This window comes from Hamadaea sp. (genome assembly GCF_013362815.1).
In the GTDB taxonomy this organism is placed as follows: Bacteria; Actinomycetota; Actinomycetes; order Mycobacteriales; family Micromonosporaceae; genus Hamadaea.
Genome location: NZ_JABFVK010000043.1, coordinates 128712 through 150074, shown reverse-complemented (window position 1 = coordinate 150074; position 21363 = coordinate 128712). Strand labels below are relative to the sequence as shown.

19 protein-coding genes and 1 pseudogene are annotated in these 21363 nt (G+C 69.6%); 15 read left to right on the top strand and 5 right to left on the bottom strand.

Annotation, left to right across the window (positions count from 1 at the left end):
* Positions 1–14: 14 nt before the first annotated feature.
* Positions 15–662 carry a DUF2567 domain-containing protein gene (locus HOV77_RS20895; RefSeq protein ID WP_290864162.1) on the top strand — a complete coding sequence of 216 codons (648 nt, stop codon included), beginning with the start codon at positions 15–17 and terminating at the stop codon, positions 660–662.
* On the opposite strand, the gene HOV77_RS20890 is transcribed toward HOV77_RS20895, so the two are convergent.
* Positions 655–1335 carry an LON peptidase substrate-binding domain-containing protein gene (locus HOV77_RS20890; protein ID WP_290864160.1) on the bottom strand — a complete coding sequence of 227 codons (681 nt, stop codon included), beginning with the start codon at positions 1333–1335 and terminating at the stop codon, positions 655–657. The genes HOV77_RS20895 and HOV77_RS20890 overlap by 8 nt on opposite strands.
* Positions 1336–1544: 209 nt before the next feature.
* Between HOV77_RS20890 and hisD the strand changes: the two genes are divergently transcribed.
* The 9 genes and pseudogenes from hisD (at position 1545) to HOV77_RS20845 (ending at position 8634) form a co-directional block, all read left to right on the top strand.
* Positions 1545–2885 carry a histidinol dehydrogenase gene (gene hisD / locus HOV77_RS20885; protein ID WP_290864158.1) on the top strand — a complete coding sequence of 447 codons (1341 nt, stop codon included), beginning with the start codon at positions 1545–1547 and terminating at the stop codon, positions 2883–2885.
* A pseudogene (locus HOV77_RS20880) lies at positions 2882–3961 on the top strand (histidinol-phosphate transaminase); the annotation flags it as partial. The gene hisD and the pseudogene HOV77_RS20880, both read left to right, overlap by 4 nt.
* Before the next feature lie 167 nt (positions 3962–4128).
* Positions 4129–4740: an imidazoleglycerol-phosphate dehydratase HisB gene (gene hisB / locus HOV77_RS20875; protein WP_290864241.1), complete on the top strand. Its 612-nt coding sequence runs from the start codon at positions 4129–4131 to the stop codon at positions 4738–4740.
* Positions 4740–4910: a hypothetical protein gene (locus tag HOV77_RS20870; RefSeq protein ID WP_290864157.1), complete on the top strand. Its 171-nt coding sequence runs from the start codon at positions 4740–4742 to the stop codon at positions 4908–4910. Before hisB ends, HOV77_RS20870 begins: the two co-directional genes overlap by 1 nt.
* Positions 4910–5530, top strand: a complete 621-nt coding sequence (gene hisH / locus HOV77_RS20865; protein WP_290864155.1) for an imidazole glycerol phosphate synthase subunit HisH — start codon at positions 4910–4912, stop codon at positions 5528–5530. Before HOV77_RS20870 ends, hisH begins: the two co-directional genes overlap by 1 nt.
* Positions 5523–5837, top strand: coding sequence for a hypothetical protein (locus HOV77_RS20860; RefSeq protein WP_290864153.1), 315 nt, complete (start codon positions 5523–5525; stop codon positions 5835–5837). The genes hisH and HOV77_RS20860 overlap by 8 nt, the downstream gene beginning before the upstream one ends.
* Before the next feature lie 96 nt (positions 5838–5933).
* Positions 5934–6659: a bifunctional 1-(5-phosphoribosyl)-5-((5-phosphoribosylamino)methylideneamino)imidazole-4-carboxamide isomerase/phosphoribosylanthranilate isomerase PriA gene (gene priA / locus HOV77_RS20855; protein WP_290864151.1), complete on the top strand. Its 726-nt coding sequence runs from the start codon at positions 5934–5936 to the stop codon at positions 6657–6659.
* Positions 6656–7888, top strand: coding sequence for a 3-phosphoshikimate 1-carboxyvinyltransferase (aroA, locus tag HOV77_RS20850; RefSeq protein WP_290864150.1), 1233 nt, complete (start codon positions 6656–6658; stop codon positions 7886–7888). The genes priA and aroA overlap by 4 nt, the downstream gene beginning before the upstream one ends.
* A gap of 110 nt (positions 7889–7998) precedes the next feature.
* Entirely contained in the window at positions 7999–8634 is a 636-nt protein-coding gene (locus tag HOV77_RS20845; protein WP_290864149.1) for a LysE family translocator, read from the top strand.
* On the opposite strand, the gene HOV77_RS20840 is transcribed toward HOV77_RS20845, so the two are convergent.
* The gene (locus HOV77_RS20840) at positions 8635–11037 is read right to left on the bottom strand and encodes a DUF4132 domain-containing protein (RefSeq protein WP_290864147.1); all 2403 of its coding nucleotides are present in this window, start codon (positions 11035–11037) and stop codon (positions 8635–8637) included. It lies immediately after the preceding gene.
* A gap of 118 nt (positions 11038–11155) precedes the next feature.
* Complete coding sequence (locus HOV77_RS20835; RefSeq protein WP_290864145.1) at positions 11156–12064, bottom strand: LLM class F420-dependent oxidoreductase; 909 nt, start codon at positions 12062–12064, stop codon at positions 11156–11158.
* A gap of 206 nt (positions 12065–12270) precedes the next feature.
* On the opposite strand from HOV77_RS20835, the gene HOV77_RS20830 reads away from it, so the two are divergent.
* On the top strand, positions 12271–12801 hold the full coding sequence (locus tag HOV77_RS20830) for a hypothetical protein (protein WP_290864143.1): 531 nt from the start codon (positions 12271–12273) through the stop codon (positions 12799–12801).
* Positions 12802–12924: 123 nt separating this feature from the next.
* Here the strand turns inward: HOV77_RS20830 and HOV77_RS20825 are convergent, their stop codons facing one another.
* The gene (locus HOV77_RS20825) at positions 12925–13992 is read right to left on the bottom strand and encodes a hypothetical protein (protein ID WP_290864141.1); all 1068 of its coding nucleotides are present in this window, start codon (positions 13990–13992) and stop codon (positions 12925–12927) included.
* 95 nt (positions 13993–14087) lie between these two features.
* Between HOV77_RS20825 and HOV77_RS20820 the strand changes: the two genes are divergently transcribed.
* From HOV77_RS20820 to HOV77_RS20805, 4 genes are all read left to right on the top strand, one after another.
* Positions 14088–16154, top strand: coding sequence for a M3 family metallopeptidase (locus HOV77_RS20820; RefSeq protein WP_290864239.1), 2067 nt, complete (start codon positions 14088–14090; stop codon positions 16152–16154).
* 547 nt (positions 16155–16701) lie between these two features.
* Complete coding sequence (locus HOV77_RS20815) at positions 16702–16968, top strand: hypothetical protein (protein ID WP_290864139.1); 267 nt, start codon at positions 16702–16704, stop codon at positions 16966–16968.
* Positions 16920–17729: a hypothetical protein gene (locus HOV77_RS20810; protein ID WP_290864138.1), complete on the top strand. Its 810-nt coding sequence runs from the start codon at positions 16920–16922 to the stop codon at positions 17727–17729. Before HOV77_RS20815 ends, HOV77_RS20810 begins: the two co-directional genes overlap by 49 nt.
* 83 nt (positions 17730–17812) lie before the next feature.
* On the top strand, positions 17813–20671 hold the full coding sequence (locus tag HOV77_RS20805; protein ID WP_290864136.1) for a glycoside hydrolase family 2 TIM barrel-domain containing protein: 2859 nt from the start codon (positions 17813–17815) through the stop codon (positions 20669–20671).
* Positions 20672–20732: 61 nt separating this feature from the next.
* Here the strand turns inward: HOV77_RS20805 and HOV77_RS20800 are convergent, their stop codons facing one another.
* The gene (locus HOV77_RS20800) at positions 20733–21281 is read right to left on the bottom strand and encodes a hypothetical protein (protein WP_290864134.1); all 549 of its coding nucleotides are present in this window, start codon (positions 21279–21281) and stop codon (positions 20733–20735) included.
* Positions 21282–21363 lie beyond the last annotated feature (82 nt).

Genomic DNA, 21363 nt, shown 5'->3' with positions numbered 1-21363 from the left:
GAGAGGATCATCCGGTGCTGGATGAGTCGGAGTACGCCTGGGTCCCCGAGCCCACCCCGGAGCCGCGCCGCCCTGTGCTGGTCCTGCTCCAGTCCCTCGCCGTGCTGCTGGCCGGCGTACTGGGGTTTCCGCTCGGCCTGCTCTGGCAGTCGATCGCGCCGAACGTGCCGGTGTTGATCGTTCAGGACGGCGCGATCTACAACGATTCCCAGCCTGAGCAGTTCATGTCCGGCGACGGCTGGTTCGCCGTGCTCGGCTTCTCGTTCGGCGTCGTGCTCGCGGTGATCACCTGGGCGCTTTTCCGGCGGCTCCGGGGTCCGCTGCTGCTCGTGCTGCTCGCCGTCGCGGGGACGGTCGCGGCCGTGATCGCGTGGAAGTTCGGCCGCGAGCTCGGCCTCGACGCGTACGTCAAGGAGCTGCACAGTGCCCCGGTGGGCACGGAGCTCGGCAAGCCGAACGACCTTCGCATCCAGGCCGCGCGGTGGTGGCCGCCCAAGCTTGAGGGCGTGCTGTTGCTGCCCGCGCTCGGCTCGACGCTCACCGTGACGCTGCTCGCGGCCTGGTCCCGGTGGCCGTCCCTGCGGGCTCCCCGATCCGCTGGTACGCCGGAAGCAGCGCCCGTCGTGGGTCCGGACGAGGCGGGCGGTCCCGCGTTCAGTTGAGCGACGGCGGCTTGTGCAGTTCCGACGGCGGCATCGGCACCGCCCGGACCTGCCGGAGCAGGGCCGACTCGCGGTGCAGGATCTTGATCTCCAGGCGCATCCGGGTGGTGGTGTCCGGCGCGGCGAGCAACGCTTGCCGGTCGGCCACGGTCAGCGCCGTGCTGGCCGCGACCAGGTGCGACAGCACCTTCGGATCGTCGGGGAGTTGGTCGTCGGGTCCACCGCGCAGGGCCGACAAGTAGTCCCGGAAGATGGAGAGCACCCGGGGAGCCAGCTCGTCGGCCTCAGCGTCGGCGTCGGGCTCCGGATACCACTCGACGTGGGCGATGGGGTAGGGGGCGTCGTCGGCGGCGATGCCGGTGATCTTGAACCGGCGGTCGCCGACCGCGACGATGTCGAAGTGCCCGTCCGGGTGCTCGGTGACCTGGCGCAGCTGCGCCACGCACCCGATGTCGTGCAGGCTGATCTCCGTGTGGTCCGGGCCCGGCGCGGGCGGCAGGACTTCCAGACCCTGATCGATGGCGACGACGCCGAACTCCCGGGGAGTGCCGTCGGGCAGGTCGATCAGCTGGCGGATCAGCGAGCGATAACGCTCCTCGAAGATGTGCAGGGGCAGAACCAGTCCCGGGAAGAGCACCGTCCCGAGCGGAAACAGCGGCAACCGAGGCGACATCTGTCCAAGGTACCCGCGGGATGTTACGCATCAACCATTCCGCACGGTTCGGCCCGCCGGCCACCTTCTCGTTGAACATGAACCGAGGGGGTCCGACGCGCCGTCGGATGGAACCCTAGGTTCATGATCAACGAGAAGGTGGTCACAGTGATCCCACCCGGTGGTAACGGCGCGCGGCCATCGGCCCGGCGCTCGGTAGACTTGCCCGCGTGTTGACCCGTATCGACCTGCGCGGACGGGATGTCGACCCGCGCAGTCTCCTGCCTCGTGCCCAGCTCGACGTGTCTTCGGCCGTCGAGCAGATCCGTCCGGTCATCGACGGGGTACGACACCATGGGGTCGACGCCATCCAGGAGGCCACCGAACGATTCGACGGGATCCGGCCCGCCCATCTACGCGTACCAGTCGAGGCTTTGAAAGAAGCCGAAGAGCGGTTGGAGCCGGAGGTGCGCGCGGCCCTGCTGGAGGTGATCGCGCGGACCCGGAAGGTGCACGCGGACCAGCGGCGCACGGACGTGACCACGCAGGTCGTGCCGGGCGGCACGGTGACCGAGCGCTGGCTGCCGGTACGCCGAGTGGGCCTGTACGTCCCGGGCGGCCTCGCGATGTACCCGTCCACGGTCGTGATGAACGTCGTTCCGGCGCAGGCGGCCGGAGTCGAGGGGCTGGTCGTGGCGAGCCCGCCGCAGAAGGAGAGCGGTGGCCTGCCCGACGACCGGGTGCTGGCGGCGTGCTCGCTGCTGGGCGTCGACGAGGTGTACGCCGTCGGCGGCGCGCAGGCGATCGCCATGCTCGCCTACGGCAGCCGGGGGACCGACCTGGACCGGGAACTGGACCTGGCCGACGACTGCGAGCCGGTTGACTTGATCACCGGACCGGGCAACGTCTGGGTGACCGCGGCCAAGCGGCTGGTCCGCGGCGTCGTCGGGATCGACGCGGAGGCCGGTCCGACCGAGATCGCGATCCTCGCCGACGACACCGCCGATCCCCGCCACGTGGCCGCCGACCTGATCAGCCAGGCCGAGCACGACCCGCTGGCGGCGAGCGTCCTCGTCACGACGTCGGCAGAGCTGGCCGACGCGGTGGACGCCGAGCTGGTCCGGCAGGTCTCGCTCACCAAGCACACCGAGCGGATTCAGACCGCGTTGACCGGGGAGCAGTCCGGCGTCGTGCTCGTCGGTTCGGTGGACCAGGGGTTGCGGGTCGTCGACGCGTACGCCGCGGAGCACCTGGAGATCCAGACGCGGGACGCTCGTGACGTCGCGATGCGCGTACGCAATGCCGGCGCGATCTTCGTCGGCCCGTGGGCGCCGGTGAGCCTGGGCGACTACTGCGCGGGTTCCAACCACGTGCTGCCGACCGGTGGCTGTGCCCGGCACTCGAGCGGGCTCTCGGTGCAGTCCTTCCTGCGGGGCGTCCACGTCGTGGAGTACACCGAGGAAGCGCTGCGCGAAGTGGCCCACCACGTCGTCACGCTCGCCACCGTCGAGGACCTGCCCGCACACGGCCAGGCCGTCACCGCGCGCTTCCCCTCGGGCGGTGCCGCGTGACCTCCGAGATTCGTGCGCTGCTCCGCGAGGAGCTACAAGGGCTTTCGGCGTACGGGGCGCCGCAGTTGGACGTGGCCGTCCGGCTCAACGTCAACGAGAACTCCTACGCCCCGCCCGAAGAGGTCGTCCGCGCGGTGGCTCGGGCGCTCGAAGGCGAGATCTCGACGCTCAACCGCTACCCCGACCGGGACGCGCTCAAGCTTCGGTCCGACCTCGCGGCCTACCTGGGCCACGGGCTGACCGCCGAGCACGTGTACGCCGCCAACGGCTCCAACGAAGTCCAGCAGCAGCTGTTGCAGGCGTTCGGGGGTCCCGGGCGGATCGCGCTCGGCTTCGGCCCGGCGTACTCGATGCACCCGCTGCTGGCCTCGGGCACCGCGACCGGCTGGGTCGACGGCGGCCGGGGGCCGGACTTCGGGCTCACGGCCGAGCATGTCGTGGCCGCGATCGAGCAGCACCGGCCGGCTCTCACGTTCCTGTGCTCGCCGAACAATCCGACCGGCACCGCGCTCTCGCTCGATGTCGTGCGAGCGGCGTTGGCGGCGACCTCCGGCCTGGTCGTCGTCGACGAGGCGTACGCCGAATTCGCCCGCCCCGGTACGCCCAGCGCGCTGACGCTGCTGGAGGGGAACCCGCGACTCGTCGTGACCCGCACGATGAGCAAGGCGTTCGCGTTCGCCGGAGCCCGGGTCGGCTACCTCGCCGCGGACCCGGAAGTCGTCGACGCGGTGCAGCTCGTCCGCCTGCCGTACCACCTGTCGGCCCTGACGCAGGCCGCCGCCCGGGCCGCGTTGGCCCACGCGGACGTGCTTCTCTCCACTGTGGAGCAGATCAAGATTCAGCGGGACCGGATCGTCGCCGAGCTTCGGGCTCGGGGACACGCCGTGGCCGACTCCGACGCGAACTTCGTGCTGTATCGGGTCGCGCGCGAGGGCACTGCGGACGAGACCGACCAGAAGGTCGTCTGGCGGCGGATCCTGGACGCCGGGGTGCTTGTGCGGGACGTCGGGCTGCCTGGGTGGCTTCGCGTCACTGCGGGCACGCCCGACGAGACGTCCGCGTTCCTCGACGCAGTCGGCGCGCCCGCGGGCGGCGCGCTCACTGCAGGCGGCCCGGTTGACGCGGGCGGCCCCGAGGCAGCAGGCGCGCCCGCGGGCGGCCCCGAGACCGCGGGATCCGGGATAACGTCCCTTCCGGCCGAGACAAAGGGACAAGATCCCGGATATCGCGAAAGGACCGAAGGCTGATGCGCACCGCGACAGTTGAGCGCAGTACGGCGGAGACCGAGGTCGTCATCGAGCTGGGCCTCGACGGCACCGGCCAGGCCGAGATCGCGACCGGCGTCGGCTTCTTCGACCACATGCTGCACCAGATCGCCCGGCACGGCGGCTTCGACCTGCGCGTGAAGACCGACGGCGACCTCGTCATCGACGCGCACCACACGATCGAGGACACCGCCCTGGCTCTCGGTACGGCGTTCGACAAGGCGCTCGGCGACCGCAAGGGCATCCGCCGCTACGGCGACGCGACGGTGCCGATGGACGAAGTGCTCGTGCGGGCCGCGCTGGACCTGTCCGGCCGACCGTACGTCGTGCACGACGAACCCGAGTTGGTTCCGATGATCGGGCCGGTCTATCCGACCAGCATGACCCGGCACATCTGGGAGTCGTTCGCGCAGACCGCCCGGCTGACGTTGCACGTCGACGTGTTGCGCGCGGCTCGGCCCGGCGGCCGCCCGGACGCCCACCACGTGGTGGAAGGCCAGTTCAAGGCGGTCGCTCGCGCGCTGCGCGACGCCGTCGCCATCGATCCGCGGTTCGCCGGCGTACTGCCGTCCACAAAGGAGGCACTCTGATGGGTGGCGTCGCTCCCGTCCTGCTGTTCGCCCTGGCCGGCATCCTGCTCGGCGGCACCTGGTCGCTCTACAAGCAAGGCGCGCACAAGGGTGTCGTGATCGTCGCCGGCGTACTGGCGCTGCTGTCGGCGGCCGGCGGCGTGGCTTGGCTGATGCCCGGGGAGGCGTGATGGCGCCGTCGGTCACCATCCTCGACTACGGCTCCGGCAACCTCCGCTCAGCCGAACGCGCGGTAGCGGCAACGGGTGCCCGGGTGACCGTCACCGACGACCTGAGCCTGGCTGTCGAGGCCGACGGACTGGTGGTGCCCGGCGTCGGCGCGTTCGCCGCCTGCATGGCGGGGATCGAGGAGGCCAAGGCGGGCCCGGTCATCGTCGAGCGCGTCGCGGCCGGTCGCCCGGTCCTCGGCATCTGCGTCGGCGCACAGGTGATGTTCGCCGAAGGCGACGAGCACGGGGTCGTCACCCCGGGTCTCGGTCTGCTGCCCGGCCGGGTCACCAAGCTGCCCGTACGCCGAGTGCCGCACATCGGCTGGAACACCGTCGACGTCCCATCGGCGTCGCGGTTGTTCACCGAGCGGGACGCCCGGTTCTACTTCGTGCACTCGTTCGCCGCTTCACCGACGGACTTCGACGGATCGGACGCACTCGTGACGACGACCGACCACGAGGGCGCGGTCTTCGTCGCCGCTGTGGAGGCCGGACCGCTCAGTGTCACCCAGTTCCACCCGGAGAAGTCCGGCGCGGCGGGGGCCGCCCTGCTCCGCGCCTGGGTCCAGACCCTTGAGTAAGGAACGGGCGCGGCGACGGGCCGTTCGGGAGGCCGAGCAGCTCAAGCTGCGCGAGAAGCGGGCGCGCAGCGAGGCGCGCCGGGCGAAGCGCCGCCGGATCACCGCCCGTCTCCGGTCGCTGCGGCCGGGCCGGACGGGGCGGCTGGCTCGCTGGAACCGAGGTCAGCGTTCGGTGATCGGGCTCGTCGGCGCGCTCGGTCTCGTCCTGATCTGGACGCTGGCCGGGTCGGTCGCGCTCAGCATCGCGCTGTCGCTGCTGCTGATCCTGGTCCTGCCGGTGCTGGCCGTGCTGGCCTTCGACAAGTGACCGCCGCTCAGCCTGCAGATCACGGATACGCAGGCTAAGACGACCCATGATCACATGCGTAACCGTGATCCGGAGCCAACAACGGAAGAGGACGAGATGACACTGGAGCTGCTGCCGGCCGTCGACGTCGCCGGGGGCCAGGCCGTACGCCTGGTGCAGGGCGCGGCGGGCACGGAGACGGCGTACGGCGATCCGCTGGACGCGGCGCTGGACTTCGCCCGGCAGGGGGCGCAGTGGATTCATCTCGTCGACCTCGACGCGGCGTTCGGCCGGGGCTCCAACGCCGAGCAGCTGGCGAGCGTCGTCCGCGCCTTGGACTGCCGGGTCGAGCTGTCGGGTGGCATCCGTGACGACGAGTCGCTGCGGCGGGCCTTGTCGACCGGGGCGGCCCGGGTCAACATCGGGACTGCGGCCTTGGAAGACCCGGAGTGGTGTGATCGCGTCGTCGGGGAGTACGCCGACAAGGTGGCCATAGGGTTGGACGTCCGTGGGCGTACCCTCTCGGCGCGAGGCTGGACCCGGGACGGCGGCGACCTGTTCGAGGTGCTGGAGCGCTTGGAGCGCGCGGGTTGCGCGCGGTATGTCGTGACCGACGTGCACCGCGACGGCACGATGACCGGCCCGAACCTCCAGCTGTTGCGTGACGTCTGCGGCGCGACCGACAAGCCGGTCGTGGCCAGCGGCGGCGTCTCCACTCTGGACGATCTGCGGGCGCTGGCCACGCTGGAGAAGGAGGGCGTCGAAGGCGTCATCGCCGGAAAGGCCCTGTACGCCGGCGCGTTCACAGTCGCCGAGGCGCTCGCCGCGTTGGAGGAAGCGTGACGGACGTTGTGATTCCCGGGTCGAAGTCGGTGATGGCGCGGGCCCTGTTCCTGGCGGCCGCCGCCGACGGAACGAGCACGCTGCGCCAGCCGCTCGCCTCCGACGACACCGAGGCGTTCGCCTACGGTCTACGCGATCTCGGCTACGACGTGACGCTCGAGCCCGACGTCTGGACGGTCGCCGGGCTGCCGCACGGGCCGTCCGGCAGCGCGAACGTATACACGAGGGACGCAGGCACGGCTTCCCGCTTCCTGCCCGCGCTGGTCGCGGCCGGGCACGGCACGTTCCGCTTCGACGCGTCCGAGCAGATGCGCCGCCGCCCGGTCGCCCCGCTGGTCGACGCGCTGCGGCAACTCGGCGTCGAGGTGACCTGCGCCGAGACCGACGGCCACCTGCCACTGACCGTCCAGGCCGACGGCGTCAAGGGCGGCACGCTGACCCTCGACGCCTCGCTGTCCTCGCAATTCCTGACCGCGCTGCTGCTGCTCGGTCCACTCACGACGGACGGGCTCGCCATCCGGGTGGGCGAGCTGGTCTCCGTGCCGTACATCGAGATCACGCTCGCGATGATGCGCCGATTCGGGGCCACGGTCGACTGGACCGGCGACACCTTCACCGTCGCGCCCGGCGGCTACCAGGCCCGCGACTACCTGATCGAGCCCGACGCCTCCAGCGCCAGCTACTTCTTCGCGGCCGCGGCGATGACCGGCCGCGAGGTCACGGTCCGCGGTCTGGGCAGCGAGAGCTTGCAGGGCGACGTGCGCTTCGTCGAGGTCCTGGCCCGCATGGGGGCGACGGTACGCGTAGAGCCCGAATCGGTGACGGTGACCGGCCCCGAGAACGGGCGGCTCGGTGGCGTGACGGTGAACATGCGCGACATCTCCGACACGATGCCGACGCTTGCCGCGATCGCGCCGTACGCCACGTCGCCGGTCCGCATCGAGGACGTCTACAACACCCGGGTGAAGGAGTGCGACCGCCTGGAGACGTGCGCCTTGAACCTGCGCCGCCTCGGGATCACGGTCGAGACCGGCCGGGACTGGATCGAGATCCATCCCGGGCAGCCGCATGCCGCCGAGATCCTGACCGAACGCGATCACCGCATCGCAATGAGCTTCAGCGTCACCGGCCTGCGTACGCCCGGGATCACTCTGGACGACCCGGACTGCGTCAAGAAGACCTTCCCGACGTTCCACTCGGTCTTCTCGTCCGCCTTCCCGCCGGCTTAGCTTCCTCTGTTTAGGGCGCTGGATCAGGGTTCTCGGTCGAATCTTGCCCCAAGATTCGACCCGAAACCCTGATCCAGCGCCTTCGCCGAGCGGCGGTAGGGTGAAGGTCCATGGACTTCACCACTGCGGTCGTCTCGTTCGCCGTCGTCGCCGGACTGCTGACCATCATCCCCGGGGTGGACACCGCTCTCGTTCTGCGTACGGCGGTCGTGCAGGGGCGTCGGCACGCGTTCGCCACCGCGTTCGGCATCTGCACGGGCGCTCTTGCCTGGGGTGCCGCTGCGGCGGCGGGCATCTCCGTCCTCCTGACGGCGTCGCGGACGGCGTACACGGTGATGCGGGTGGCCGGCGCGATCTACCTGATCTACCTCGGCGTCATGATGCTGCGGGACGCCCGGCGGCCCAAGACGGCAGCCGACGTCGACGTCGTGCCGGTCTCGCCGTGGCGGGCGTTCGCCCGAGGTCTGACGACGAACCTGCTCAACCCCAAGGTCGGCGTGTTCTATGTCGCGATGCTGCCGCAGTTCCTCCCGGCGGACGTGCCCGCGCTGCCGATGGGCGTACTGCTCGCCTTCGTACACGACGTCGAGGCGATGGTCTGGTTCACGCTGATCATCGGTGGCGTCGGGCTCGCCCGTCGTTGGCTCACCGGCAGCGCGGCCGCCGCCGTCCGCATCCGCCGGGTGACCGACGCCGTCGCCGGAACCGCGCTGGTGGCGCTGGGAATCCGGCTCGCCGCCGACTGATCAGCCCCCACCCGGGCCGATCTGCCGGAGAATCGACGGATCGGTGATCTTGGCGTCGGCGGCGAGTAGCAGCGCCTTGCTCAGGATGATGCTGAGCCGGTCATCGGTGAACGGCAGGAACACCGGTTCGGTCTTTCCGCGCGCCGGAACGATGCACAGGTACGCGTCGTCGGGGTCCATCAGGATGTTGCCGCTGCCCAGATGGATCTTGTAGGTACGCCGGGTGCCCCGCACGACCAGCCACCGATCCCGCAGCTCGCAGCGATCGGCGATGGTCAGCCGAGGCAGGAGGCGCGCCAAGGCGTCGCGACGACTCCGGGCGGTCTCCGTGAGATCACCGAAGCCCGCCTGCCACCAGTACGCGTGGTGCCGCGCTCGGTCCACCGTCCACTCTGGATCGATGGCGATCGAGGCGACCCCGACGAAGAGGTCGACATCCCGCATCGCCTCGCTGAACAGCAGCGGCGGTACGCCGGTCAGCGCAGCCGGGCGGAAAACGCCGTCTTCCAGGCGCTGGAACCGAATCCGGCCGGTGATCGCGCAGTCGTCCTCGGCATCGGCGTACTCCTGCTCCAGGACCGCGCGCCACTGGCCGCCCGGGAGGACCCGGGTCGCCTCGGCGAAGTCGCCGCCGTCCCAGGGGCCGAGCAGCGGCGTGCTCCAGCCTCGGCCTTTGACCAGGGCGTAGAACTGCTTGTATCGCACGACGTGGGCGGCGAACCGGAGCGACTCCGAGCCGGCCGACTCCTCGGCGGGCGTCAGCAGGTAGATCTCCCGGAACGCCTGCTTGAACGGTTGTCGCAGGCCGCGAGCCATGAGCAGGTCCCGCCAGGCGAGAATCTCCGGGGTGCTCGACCGGATCGGGTGCCACAGGCGGATGCCGGCCGCGTCGGCCGGTTTCACCACACCACCGTCGACGTCGACGAACGCCTCGCCGTCGAGCAGCACGGCCTGCCATCGGCCCGGGGCGCACTCGAGCTCCCAGACCAGTCCGCGGGCGACGGCGAGACCGAGGCCGGTGCCGGCGAGTTCGGCGTGCCACCGCTCGACGGTCTGTTCGGCCGGTGCCCCGATGCCGTTCTCCAGCGCCCGGATCAGCGACCGGTGATGTGCCTTGGCGCGCTTGTGCAGCTCCCGGGCGGCCGTGACGACCTGCTTGAAGTCGCGCTTGACCGCCGCCGACGGAGTGGCGGAGACCTTGCCGCCGTCGGCGCGCCAGCTCATCGTGACGTCCTCGGGCGTCGCGAGAACCACCGCAGTCTGCTGGCCGGCCGCGAACTCCAGCACGCCCTCGCGGTCGAAGCCCAAGTCGGGCAACCGAGTCGCGACCTCCGGCCGATCGGCCAACGCAAGCTCGATCAGCTTCAGCTTGCGGTCCAGCTGCTTGGCCACGCCTTTGTGGCGTACGCGAGATCGGGCCTCGCGCAGGATCGTCAGCACCTCGGGCGTGGGGAAGTCGACGGCCGCCCGGACGATCTCGTACAGCAACGCCTGTGACGGCAGCGTCTTCGCGGACTGCACTCCTGGCGGCTCGCCCGAGAGGCTCCCCGGCGTCATCGGCGCCACGCTCACGCCGAACACCAGCGGTCGCAGCAGCTCGGGCAGGTCACGTTCGTCGAGCAGGAGCAGTACGCGCAGAGCCCGGCCGAGGGTCCCGACCTCCAGGTGGTCGAACGCCTTGTCGGCCGCGAACGGCAGCTCTCCACTATGGATGCGAGCCACCCGGTCGGCCGCCGTACGCAACGCTTCCCAGGAGTATTCGCGGTACTGATCGTTCTCGGCGAGCCGCCGCCACTGGCCGGACGACGGTGGCGGCAGATCGTAGCTGCGGTCCCCGGCGGCCACCTCGGCGACGGGCAGCAACGCAGGTGGGCCGATCTTCGTCAGCACGGTCAGCTCCTCCTGAGCGATCGGTGGAAGGGTCGCCTTGAAGACCTGCCGGACGAGGACGCCGGTCAGGCCGCCCGAGACCGAGGCGAGCGCCACCATGGCGTACGGCGCGGTGATCCGGCCGTGCTTGATCAGCGACCGCAGCAATGAGCTGAGGGTCTTGGCGGCCTTCGGCGGCCACGGGCCGTCACAGTGGAGCAGCGCGTTCACGGCAAGCGTGGGATGGCCGCCGACGTCGAGAGCGGCGCGATCGGCGACGGCCTCCAGAAACGCGTCGCAGGTGACCGTGGTGAACCGCGGTTGCCTCGTCCCGAGCAGCATGCGAAGTCTGACCGCCAGGGGAGAGTAGCCGGATCCGGGCATCCGCCGCCGAGCCGCCACAGCCAACGCGCCGAGGTCGTGATCGGACAGCCGTGTGTCGTCCACTACCTGCTGCGACAGGGGATCGTCTGCGGCCGCCACGGGTTCGGAGATGACCCGGACGAGGTCCGCCGCGTACGCCGAAAGCTCCACGCCGCCGGAGTCTAGGCGGTCGGTCCGACAACCCCTACCTCGATCCGTCGATCATGGAGTTAACCGTGGTGTCACCGGTGTGTCGTGACCGGAAACTCCATGATCAACGGGATGGACGTCAGGGCAGCAGCGAAGCGAGTTCGCCCTGGATCACATCGAGGTGGTCCAGATCGGACAGATCCAGCACCTGCAGGAACATCCGGGTCGCACCCAGTTCGGCGAACCGCCCGATCTGCTCGGCGACCTCGGCCGGCGTACCGAAGAGTGGCGGCTGCTGGCCGATCGCCTCGGCTCGCCTCCGGGCCTCGGCGTCGGTCCGCCCGACCGCGATCGTCTGCGCCGCCGAGAACAACGGCGCTTCCCGGCCCGCCGACGCGCAGGCTTCCCGGACGCGTGCGTACGCCTCGCCGGTCGCCTCGACGGTGCCGAAGGGAACGTTGAACTCGTCGGCGAACCGGGCCGCCAGTTCCGGCGTACGCCGTTTGCCGTGCCCGCCCACGATGATCGGCGGACGGGGCGACTGCGCGGGCTTGGGCAGGGCGGGCGAGTCGGTCAGCTCGTAATGCTTGCCGTGGAAGGAGAAGCGCTCGCCCTCCGGGGTGGTCCACAGTCCGGTGACGATCGCGAGCTGCTCCTCCAATCGGTCGAAGCGTTCCCGCACCGACGGAAAGGGCACCCCGTACGCCGTGTGCTCCGCCTCGAACCAACCGGCCCCGAGCCCGAGCTCGACCCGGCCGCGGCTCATCTGATCGACCTGCGCGACCGTGATCGCCAGTACGCCCGGGAACCGGAAGGTCGCCGAGGTCAACAATGTCCCCAGCCGAATCCGCGACGTCTGTACGGCGATCGCCGCCAGCGTCGCCCACGAGTCGGTCGGTCCCGGCAGCCCGCTGTTGCTGCCCATGGTGAGGAAGTGGTCGGACCGGAAGAACGCCTCGAAGCCGAGCTCCTCGGCGTGCTGGGCGATCCGGAGCTGGTCGTCGTAGGAGGCCCCGAGCTGGGGTTCGATGAAGACAGCAAGCCGCATGCCCCCACCTTGCCACGACACTCCGCCGCCGGCATCAAGATCCCACGCGCCATGGGGCCACAGGGAACCCAGTACACGAATACGGAATGGCGAACAAGCCACGGAATGTGATTGGGCACCTGCGTGGCGTGGCTGATATACCGCATTGTTCATTCGCTGAATGCGGCCATTCGCTTATTTGCAACGCGATATGGCAACCTTCTCCCGTGAGCCTCGTGGTAGCCGTCGACGAATCGTTGCGCGGGAAGACGTACATCGTCGCGGCAGCAGTGTATGAAGGTGCCAGCCGCCGTGAGGTGGATGCGATGGTTCGAGCGAGCCGTCGCGCGGAGCAGACTCGCATTCACTTCAAGGCCGAGAGCGATTCACGCCGACGCCATTTGCTGAGCCGCTGGCGCGAGTCCTGCTTGGTGCGCGCATGGATCTACAGCGCGCCGATGCCTGGGCAGCGAGCCCGGGACACCTGCATGGAGGCACTGGCCGAGTCGGTCGGCAAGGCCGAGGCCGGTCGGCTCGTGATCGAGCTGGGCGATCCGGTGCGCAACCAACGAGATGTCCGGATCATCCAACCGCGGTTCCATGCCGCGGGTGTCCACGTCGCTTATTCGCACGAGTCTCCCGGATCATTTCCCGGGCTGGAGATCGCGGACGGCTTGGCTTGGGCATATGGTGCGGGCACAGGATGGCGGAGAATGATCTGGCCGATGGTTGAGATCGCGCCCGAAATCGGGGGCTAAATACGCGAAACCCGGTCCCACGGTCGTCCGGCCGGGCACCGGGTTCACTTCCTCTGCTACCGCATCGGCCCGCTCACTATAGCGCGAATGCGAAGCACGGCGCCAGCGCGTTGCCGACGGCCGTCACGACCCCGGGAGGTCGTCGGCCCACCGAGCCAGCATCGTGACCAACCCGGTGAGCCGCGCCAATTCCTCCTCAGCAGTCCCGCGTACGCCGTAAGACGCATTCCCGACGGTCCCTTCGGCGATGCAACGCCCGAGAACCGCCGGAGCAAGCCACGAATACTTGGCGGCCCCGTACGCGCGAATGAACGACGAGACCGAGGAAAGCGACCCGGTGTAGCCGCTCGCCCGCAGGCCGTCGATGTATCCGGACGTCACGGCGTCGTCGATCTCGGGGAGTTGCGAGACGGGCAGGTATCCGTCGGTGACGCTGTCGACGATGAGGTTGGCGGGGTCCTCGCCGATCCCGCCTTCGCCGACGAAGGCCCAGTCCAGCAGGGTGAAGCCGGTGGGGGAGGAGAACAGGTTCATGATCCAGACGTCGAGGTGGGCGAGCGTACGCGGCGCGGCGAGGGCGAGGGAGACCTGCGACAGCCGTGAGGCCCACAGCGACGCCAGGCGTTCACGGACCCAGGACGGCCAGACGCGGGCCAGCGGATGGTCCCAGTCGACGTCCCAGCGCGCCCAGACCGGCGTACGCTCCACATAGGATCGAAGCCAGTCCCGGGACAGCCAGGGCTCGTTGAACGGAAGGCCGCACAAAGAGCCCTGAGCCGAACCCAGCCGAGAAGCGAACGCGTGGAAGTCGGACGGTTTCCACGCGGTGCCCGGCGTACCGGTGACGACGTCCAGCCAGAAGGCGACCGAGCCGTCAAACAAGGAAGACGACGAGAGCAGCGAGGGGGCGGCGATGCCGTACGCCGAGTAAGCCTGGGCGACGCCGGAAGAGTAGGCGAGCGGTTCGCGTCGCCAGTAGTTCCAGTGTCCCGGGTCGTCGCTGGTCGGCCAGGCGGCGTTGCCCGAGGGCGGGTCGGTCGGCGGCCGGGCGATCTTGAGGACGGCCGATCCCGCCGATCCCTCGACGAGCCAGATGCCGCCGGTCGCGGCGTTGCCTTGGTTGTGGGTGGGCGCGACGACGCCGACGACCTTTCCGACGGACGCGGGCGGCGGAACCGGAAGATCACTCACTGGGCAAGTATGCCCTTGTTAATGCGGTTCGACGGGCGGCCGCCCGCGAGTAGAGTCGGCTGCACCGCATGAGACTATGAGAGGGAGCGCGCTTGATGCTGCCGGCCGACAACCCGTTCGCCACCCCCAGCGACCTGCCCTACGAGGTTCCGCCGTTCGACCGGATCGCCGAGGAGCATTATCTTCCGGCGCTGCGAGCCGGGATGGCCGAGCAACGCGCCGAGGTCGAAGCCATCACCGCCCAGACCGACGAGCCGACCTTCGAGAACACGCTGGTGGCGCTGGAGCGTACCGGTCGTCTGCTGAAGCGGGTGGCGCTCGCGTTCGACAACGTGACCTCGGCCGACACCACCCCCGGGCTGCAGGAGATCGAGTCCGAGGTCGCGCCGGAGCTGGCCGCCCACAGCGACGCCATCTTCCTCGACCAGGCGCTCTACGCCCGGGTCAAGTCGCTCTACGACCGCCGCGACTCGCTCGGTCTCGACCCGGAGTCGGCCTGGCTGCTCGAGCGGTACCACACCCAGTTCGTGCGGGCCGGGGCCCGGTTGTCCACTGAGGATGCGGAGCGGCTGCGGGCGTACAACGCCGAACTGGCGACGCTGTGCACGACCTTCGGCAACCAGCTGCTCGCCGACACGAACGAAAGCGCCGTCGTGGTCACCGACGCCGCCCAGCTGGCCGGGCTCTCCGACGACGCGATCGCCGCGGCCCAGGAGGCGGCCAAGGGCCGCGACCTCGACGGCTACGCGCTCACCCTCATCCTTCCGACCGCCCAGCCGCCGCTCGCGTCACTGCATGACCGCGGCTTGCGCCAGCGGATTCATCAGGCCTCGGTGGTACGCGGAGCGCAGGGCAACGACAACGACACGTCCGAGGTCGTGCGCCGGATCGTGAAGCTTCGCGCCGAACGGGCTCGCCTGCTGGGGTACCCGCATCACGCGGCGTACCAGATCGAGGACAACACCGCGCGCACCGCGGACGCGGCGCTGGGCATGCTGGCCAAGCTGGCTCCGGCGGCCGTCGCCAACGCGGAGGCCGAGCTGGCCGATCTGCAGGCGGTGGTCGACGCGGAGGGCGGCGGGTTCGCGGTCGAGGCGTGGGACTGGGCCTACTACACGGAGAAGGTCCGCAAGCAGCGGTACGACATCGACGAGGCTGAGCTGCGGCCCTACTTCGAGCTGGAGCGGGTGCTGGTCGACGGGGTGTTCTTCGCCGCGGGCAAGCTCTACGGCCTCCAGTTCACCGAGCGCCACGACCTGCCCGGCTACCACCCCGAGGTACGCGTCTTCGAGGTCTTCAACGAAGACGGCACCGCGCTCGGCCTGTTCTACGGCGACTTCTACACCCGCGACTCCAAGCGGGGCGGGGCTTGGATGAACAGCCTGGTCACCCAGTCGCACTTGTTCGGCAGCAAGCCGGTCGTGACCAACAACCTCAACATCAGCAAGCCGCCGGCGGGCGAGCCGACGCTGCTGACCCTCGACGAGGTACGCACCCTGTTCCACGAGTTCGGGCACGCGCTGCACGGGCTGTTCTCCAACGTCCGGTACCCGAAGTTCACCGGGACGAGCGTCCCGCGCGACTTCGTGGAGTTCCCGTCGCAGGTCAACGAGGTCTGGATGCTTTGGCCGGAGGTGTTGAGCAACTACGCGACGCACTACCAGACCGGCGAGCGGCTGCCGCAGGAGATCGTCGACCGGTTGCAGGCGGCGGCGAAGTTCAACGAGGGCTTCGCGACGACCGAGTACCTCGCGGCTTCACTGCTGGACCTGGCGTACCACACGTTGACCGTGGAAGATCTCGAGACGCCGGGGCTGCTGGACGACCTGCAGGCGTTCGAGGCCGACGCGCTGACGAAGGCCGGGGTGAACGTTCCGGCCGTCCCGCCGCGTTACCGGACGTCATACTTCGCCCACATTTTCACGGGATCGTCCTACAGCGCCGGGTACTACTCCTACATCTGGAGCGAGGTGCTCGACGCCGACACCGTCGAGTGGTTCAAGGAGAACGGCGGCCTACGCCGGAGCAACGGCGACACGTTCCGCATCGAGCTGCTGTCGCGCGGTGGCACGGCGGATGCGCTCAGCTTCTTCCGGGGCTTCCGCGGCCGTGATCCGCAGATCGAGCCGCTCCTGGTACGCCGGGGCCTCGACCGCGCCTGACCCCAGTTCCCCGCAGATCAGGGTTATGCATCCTTCCGACGCCCTCGGAAGCCTGCATAACCCTGATCTGCATACCGGCTGACCTCGGGTGGAACGTTTGAGGGCGTCCTGAGCCGCGAGGAGCCCCCAAACGTTCCACCCGGGAGATGGGCCGTCCTTGCTCCGGTGGGCGGTGACTTGCGACGGTCCGGCCAATTTCCGCCGTATGCCCGCCGGGGCAGCGGAAACGCGTAACGGGGCCCTACGCTCCGCGCGTGTTCTCAGCTGATCTTGCACTGAAGCCTGAGCTTGCACCGACGTCCGCCCGCCGTTGGACCGTTCGCCGCATCGTCCTCCTGACGATCTCGCTCGCCCTGATCGTCGGCCTGCCGGGCGCGGCTGCCGCCGCCTGGAGTCTCCGGCCCGATCGGCACCCCATCGCGCTACCGCCGATGCCGACGCCGAGCCCCAAGCCGACGATTCCCACCACCGTCGGCGAGATGTCCGACGCGCGCCGGGACGTCGTGCGTACGGGGTCTTCGCAGCGGCCAAGCGACTCTCGGAGACCTTGCTGGCCGGAGACGAGTCGGGATACCTGCAGGTAGCGGGCTCGCCCGGGGCGCTGGCGATGCTTCGCCGCCAGTTCACCAACCTGACTCGGATGCACGCCACCCGATACGACGTCGCCACCGGTCCGCCGGCCGCGATCGGAACCACCGGTCAGTGGAAGGCCGATCTGGCCATCGACGTCTGCTTCGTCGTGCCGAACTGCGCGGCGATGATCGGGTGTCGGAGCCGGCGACCTGGCAGGACACTGCTGACGGGCCGAAACTGATGTCGCTTTCCCCGTCGGCGAACGGCAATGGGTGGTTCGATCGAACGCAGCCCTGGGAGACGACCGATCTGTACGCGTCGGTCGCCGGACGTGTGGTCGTGGCAGCGCCCGCATCGCTGCGCGGCCGGCTCCCTGCCGCGCTCGCTGCCGCGCAGCAGGCGGCTACCCGCGCGGACGCGTACGCCGTCGGACAGAAGCCGGAAGCGTACGTCAGCTACCTAGCCGGTCCGAACGAGTGGAAGAAGTGGTTCGGCGGGCGGCAGGCGAAGTGGGCGGCCGGATACACGACTCCCACCAGCAACCGAAGCGCGGCCGTGGTCGTGAACTCCAAGGTGGTCTCGTCGTCGTTTCTGCCGAGGATGATGCGTCACGAGTTCACTCATGCGGCCTCGGTGTACGGCACGCACTACTGGGAGAACCGATGGTGGCTGATCGAGGGCTACGCCGAGACCGCGGAGCACGGTCTGACCTGGGACGCCACCTCCGTCACCCGGCGGTATGTCGACTCGGGTTGGAACGGCAAGCTGCCCGGGTTCGGACCGGCGAACAACGCGTCAAACATGACCGTCCAAGGCCAGTACGGCGTGGCGTTCCTGGCGATGTACCGGCTCGAACAGCGCTTCGGCCGGGGCGAGGTGATCGAGTTCTTCAACCAGGCCGTCCGGAATGGCTTGGACTTCGCCGCCGCCGCTCAGAACGTCTTCCAGACCTCGTGGACGGCGGTTCAGGCTGACCTGATCCGGTTCATCAAGCGGTACTGACCTCGGCGTACGCCCCTGGTCAAGATCGTCGGCTACATTGGCGGGGCACGGCAGCGCAACATCTTCGCGACACGGGAGCACTTGTGGCGTACCACCAGGTCATCTCACCCGGCACCGGCGGCCTTCCGCCCCGCGCGCACGTCGTCTCCGACGCGCCTCGGCTGAGTTTGAACGGGATCTGGCGGTTCCGTTGGTGGCCGCAGGCGGGCGCGCCCGAGGATTTCGCCGACCCGGGGTTCGACGACGCGAGCTGGGCGGAGCTGCCGGTTCCGTCGCATTGGCCGCTCTACGGCGACGGTGAGTGGGGCCGGCCGATCTACACGAACGTGCAGTTTCCCATCCCGATCGACCCGCCGTTCGTGCCGGACGAGAACCCCACAGGCGATCATCGGCTCGTCTTTGACCTGCCCGCGGAGTGGCCGGGTGGTGACGCCGTGCTGCGGTTCGACGGCGTCGAGTCGTGCGGGAAGGTCTGGCTCAACGGCGTCGAGCTGGGCATCACGTTCGGCTCGCGGCTGCCCGTCGAGTTCGCCGTCGGCCACCTGCTGCGCCCGACCGGCAACGTGGTCGCGGTCCGCGTGCACCAATGGTCCGCGGCGACGTACGTCGAGGATCAGGACATGTGGTGGCTTCCGGGGATCTTCCGGGACGTCACCCTGATCGCCCGGCCCACGGCCGGTCTGCCCGACATTCACCTCACCAGCTCGTACGCCGAAAGCAGCGGTCTGGGCACGTTGGTGGTCGACGTGCCGGCCGGCGGCGCCCGGGTGACCTGCGCCGAACTGGGCATCGACGTCGCGGCCGGGGAGTCGGTGAGCCGCCCGGTGCAGCCGTGGACGGCCGAGACGCCCCGGCTCTACCGCGTAGAGGTGGCCACGGCGACCGAACGGGCCGTACTCCAGGTCGGCTTCCGCACTGTGTCCATCGTGGACGGCATACTGCGGGTGAACGGCCGCCCGATCCTGTTGCGAGGAGTCAACCGGCACGAGTTCGACCCCGACCACGGCCGGGTCATGACCGACGAGGTCATGCGGGCCGACCTGCTGCTGATGAAGCGGCACAACGTCAACGCCGTCCGCACCAGTCACTATCCGCCGCACCCGCGGTTCCTGGACCTCTGCGACGAGCTGGGACTGTGGGTCGTCGACGAGTGCGATCTGGAGACGCACGGGTTCGAGGAGACCGGCTGGCGGCGTAATCCGACGGACGATCCGGCCTGGCGGGAGGCGCTGGTCGACCGGGCCGTCCGGATGGTCGCCCGGGATCGGAACCATCCCTCGATCATCATGTGGTCGCTGGGGAACGAGGCCGGAGTCGGCGAGAACCTCGGTCACATGGCGACGGCGATCCGGGAGCTGGATCCGAGCCGTCCGCTGCACTACGAGGGCGACCGCTCCTGCCAGTACGTCGACGTCTACTCCCGCATGTACGCCCACCAGGACGAGGTGGCTCTGATCGGGCAGGGCGCGGAGGCTCCGCTCGACGACGCCGAGCTCGACGCGCGCCGCCGCCGGATGCCGTTCATCCTCTGCGAATACGGGCACGCCATGGGCAACGGCCCCGGCGGCATCCTGGAGTACCAGCAGCTCTTCGAGCGCCACGACCGCCTCCAGGGCGGGTTCATCTGGGAGTGGATCGACCACGGTCTGCGTACGCGGGACGCCGAGGGCCGGGAGATCTACGGCTACGGCGGCGACTTCGGCGAGGAGGTGCACGACGGGAACTTCGTCTGCGACGGCCTCCTCTTCCCGGACCGTACGCCGTCACCCGGGTTGCTGGAGTTCAAGAAGGTCGTCGAACCGATCCGGATCACTTCTGGCGCTGCTGGAACTGTGCGGATCACGAATTTGTATGACTTCGCCGAGCTGATCGACATCCGGCTGCGCTGGTCGTATCAGGTACAGGGGATCGTTCTCGGCGCCGGTGAGCTGCCCTGCCCGGCGGTCGCCGCGGGCGCGCACGTGGACCTGCCGCTGCCCCCGGCGCCGAAGGGCGCGCCTGCGGGAGAGGCGTACTGGACGGTGCGAGCCGTGCTGGCCAAGGACACTCCGTGGGCGGCGGCCGAACATGAGATCGCGTGGGGTCAATGGCAGGCGGTCGCCTGGTCTCCTAGGCCGCTCAACGCGGTGCGACGGCCGGCCTCCGCGCAGCGGGTAGGCCCGGGGCGGTTCGCCAACGGCCGGCTCACCGGCATCGGCGGGGTCGCGTTCGAGTCGCCGCGGCTGGACGTCTGGCGCGCACCGACCGACAACGACGAGGGCTTCACCGGGAAGCTGGCCGACGAGTGGCGCAAGCACGGGCTGCATCGCGTACGCGAGCGGCTGATCTCCTCCACTGTGGAGAGTGACGCGCTGGTGGTGCGTACGCGGGCGGCTGCGGCGGCCGGCGACTTCGGGTTGTTCGCGACGTACCGGTGGACGGCGGACGAAGAGCGGCTGCGCCTGGAGCTGGCGGTCGAACCGGACGGGGAGTGGCCGGTCGTGCTGCCCCGGCTGGGGATCCGGTTCGGGCTGCCCGGTCTCATCGACGGCGTGACCTGGTACGGCGGCGGCCCCGGCGAGGCGTACGCCGACGTCCGGCAGGCGGCGCGGATCGGCCGTTTCGAATCCACAGTCGACAAGATGCAGACGCCTTACGTGATGCCCCAGGAGAACGGGTCGCGCATCGACGTCCGCTGGGCCGAGCTCGTCGACTTCTCCGGGTTGGGCCTGCGGATCGAAGGCGACCCGGTCTTCCAGCTCACCGCCCGCCGGTGGACGTCGGAGCAGCTCGCCGCGGCGAAGCACGCTCCCGACCTCGTGCCCGGCGACCGGGTCTGGGTCAACGTCGACCTCGCCCAGCACGGGATCGGCTCGGCCTCCTGCGGCCCGAAGACGCTGCCGGCGTACGACTTGGTCGCCGCCCCGATGTCGTTCGCGGTCACCTTCAGCCCCCTCGCCTGACCCCGTTGATCATGAACCTATGGTCCCACCTGACGGCGTGTCTGACCGCCTAACCTCATGATCAACGGGCGCTGGCGATCTCCGTCTCGTACCGCCGCCGAAGTCCGTCCGGGATCGACCGGTCGGCGAACCCGTTGGCCCGAGCCTGGTAGCGCGCCGGAATCAGGGCTTTGACGCGTTCGGGGTATCCCGCGCCGGACTGCGCGATGCGTACGACCGGTGGCGTGCTGAGCTGGACGGCGACCGGTCCGGAGATGCGCGACGCCACGTCCCATGGCGTGCCCGACGGAGCAGCGGCGCACAGATAATAGGCGTACGCCCAGCGCACTTCCTCGATGCGTCGGGCGTCGGCGGGTTCGTGGCCGAAGGCTTCGGCGGCGCACAGCACTCGATCGCCTTGGGCGATGTCGTGCCCGTGGTCGTGATGCTCCGTCGGCGACGCGTTTTCCAACGCGGCCACGATCCGCTGGCTGAGCGCGCTCAGCAGGTCCACTTCGGACGGTTCGCGGAGTGGCCCGGAGACGCCGATGGCGAGCAGGCCGAGGACGGTCAGGGCCGCCTCCACCCGAAGCCAGAACACGTTGCGTCGTAGCCATAAGAGCATTCGCATACTCTAGTGCCTCGATCGTCGGCAACGCCCTGCCGCGGGTGCCGTCGCCGCCGCGTTGGCACCAGCCCGTGTTGATCATGAA

Bases quoted from the DNA above. Each gene is read 5' to 3' on its own strand.
- priA (WP_290864151.1), top strand. From the start codon at position 5,934: ATGACACTGGAGCTGCTGCCGGCCGTCGACGTCGCCGGGGGCCAGGCC.
- HOV77_RS20890 (WP_290864160.1), bottom strand. From the start codon at position 1,335: ATGTCGCCTCGGTTGCCGCTGTTTCCGCTCGGGACGGTGCTCTTCCCG.
- HOV77_RS20820 (WP_290864239.1), top strand. From the start codon at position 14,088: ATGCTGCCGGCCGACAACCCGTTCGCCACCCCCAGCGACCTGCCCTAC.
- HOV77_RS20870 (WP_290864157.1), top strand. From the start codon at position 4,740: ATGGGTGGCGTCGCTCCCGTCCTGCTGTTCGCCCTGGCCGGCATCCTG.
- HOV77_RS20800 (WP_290864134.1), bottom strand. From the start codon at position 21,281: ATGCGAATGCTCTTATGGCTACGACGCAACGTGTTCTGGCTTCGGGTG.
- HOV77_RS20845 (WP_290864149.1), top strand. From the start codon at position 7,999: ATGGACTTCACCACTGCGGTCGTCTCGTTCGCCGTCGTCGCCGGACTG.
- HOV77_RS20835 (WP_290864145.1), bottom strand. From the start codon at position 12,064: ATGCGGCTTGCTGTCTTCATCGAACCCCAGCTCGGGGCCTCCTACGAC.
- hisH (WP_290864155.1), top strand. From the start codon at position 4,910: ATGGCGCCGTCGGTCACCATCCTCGACTACGGCTCCGGCAACCTCCGC.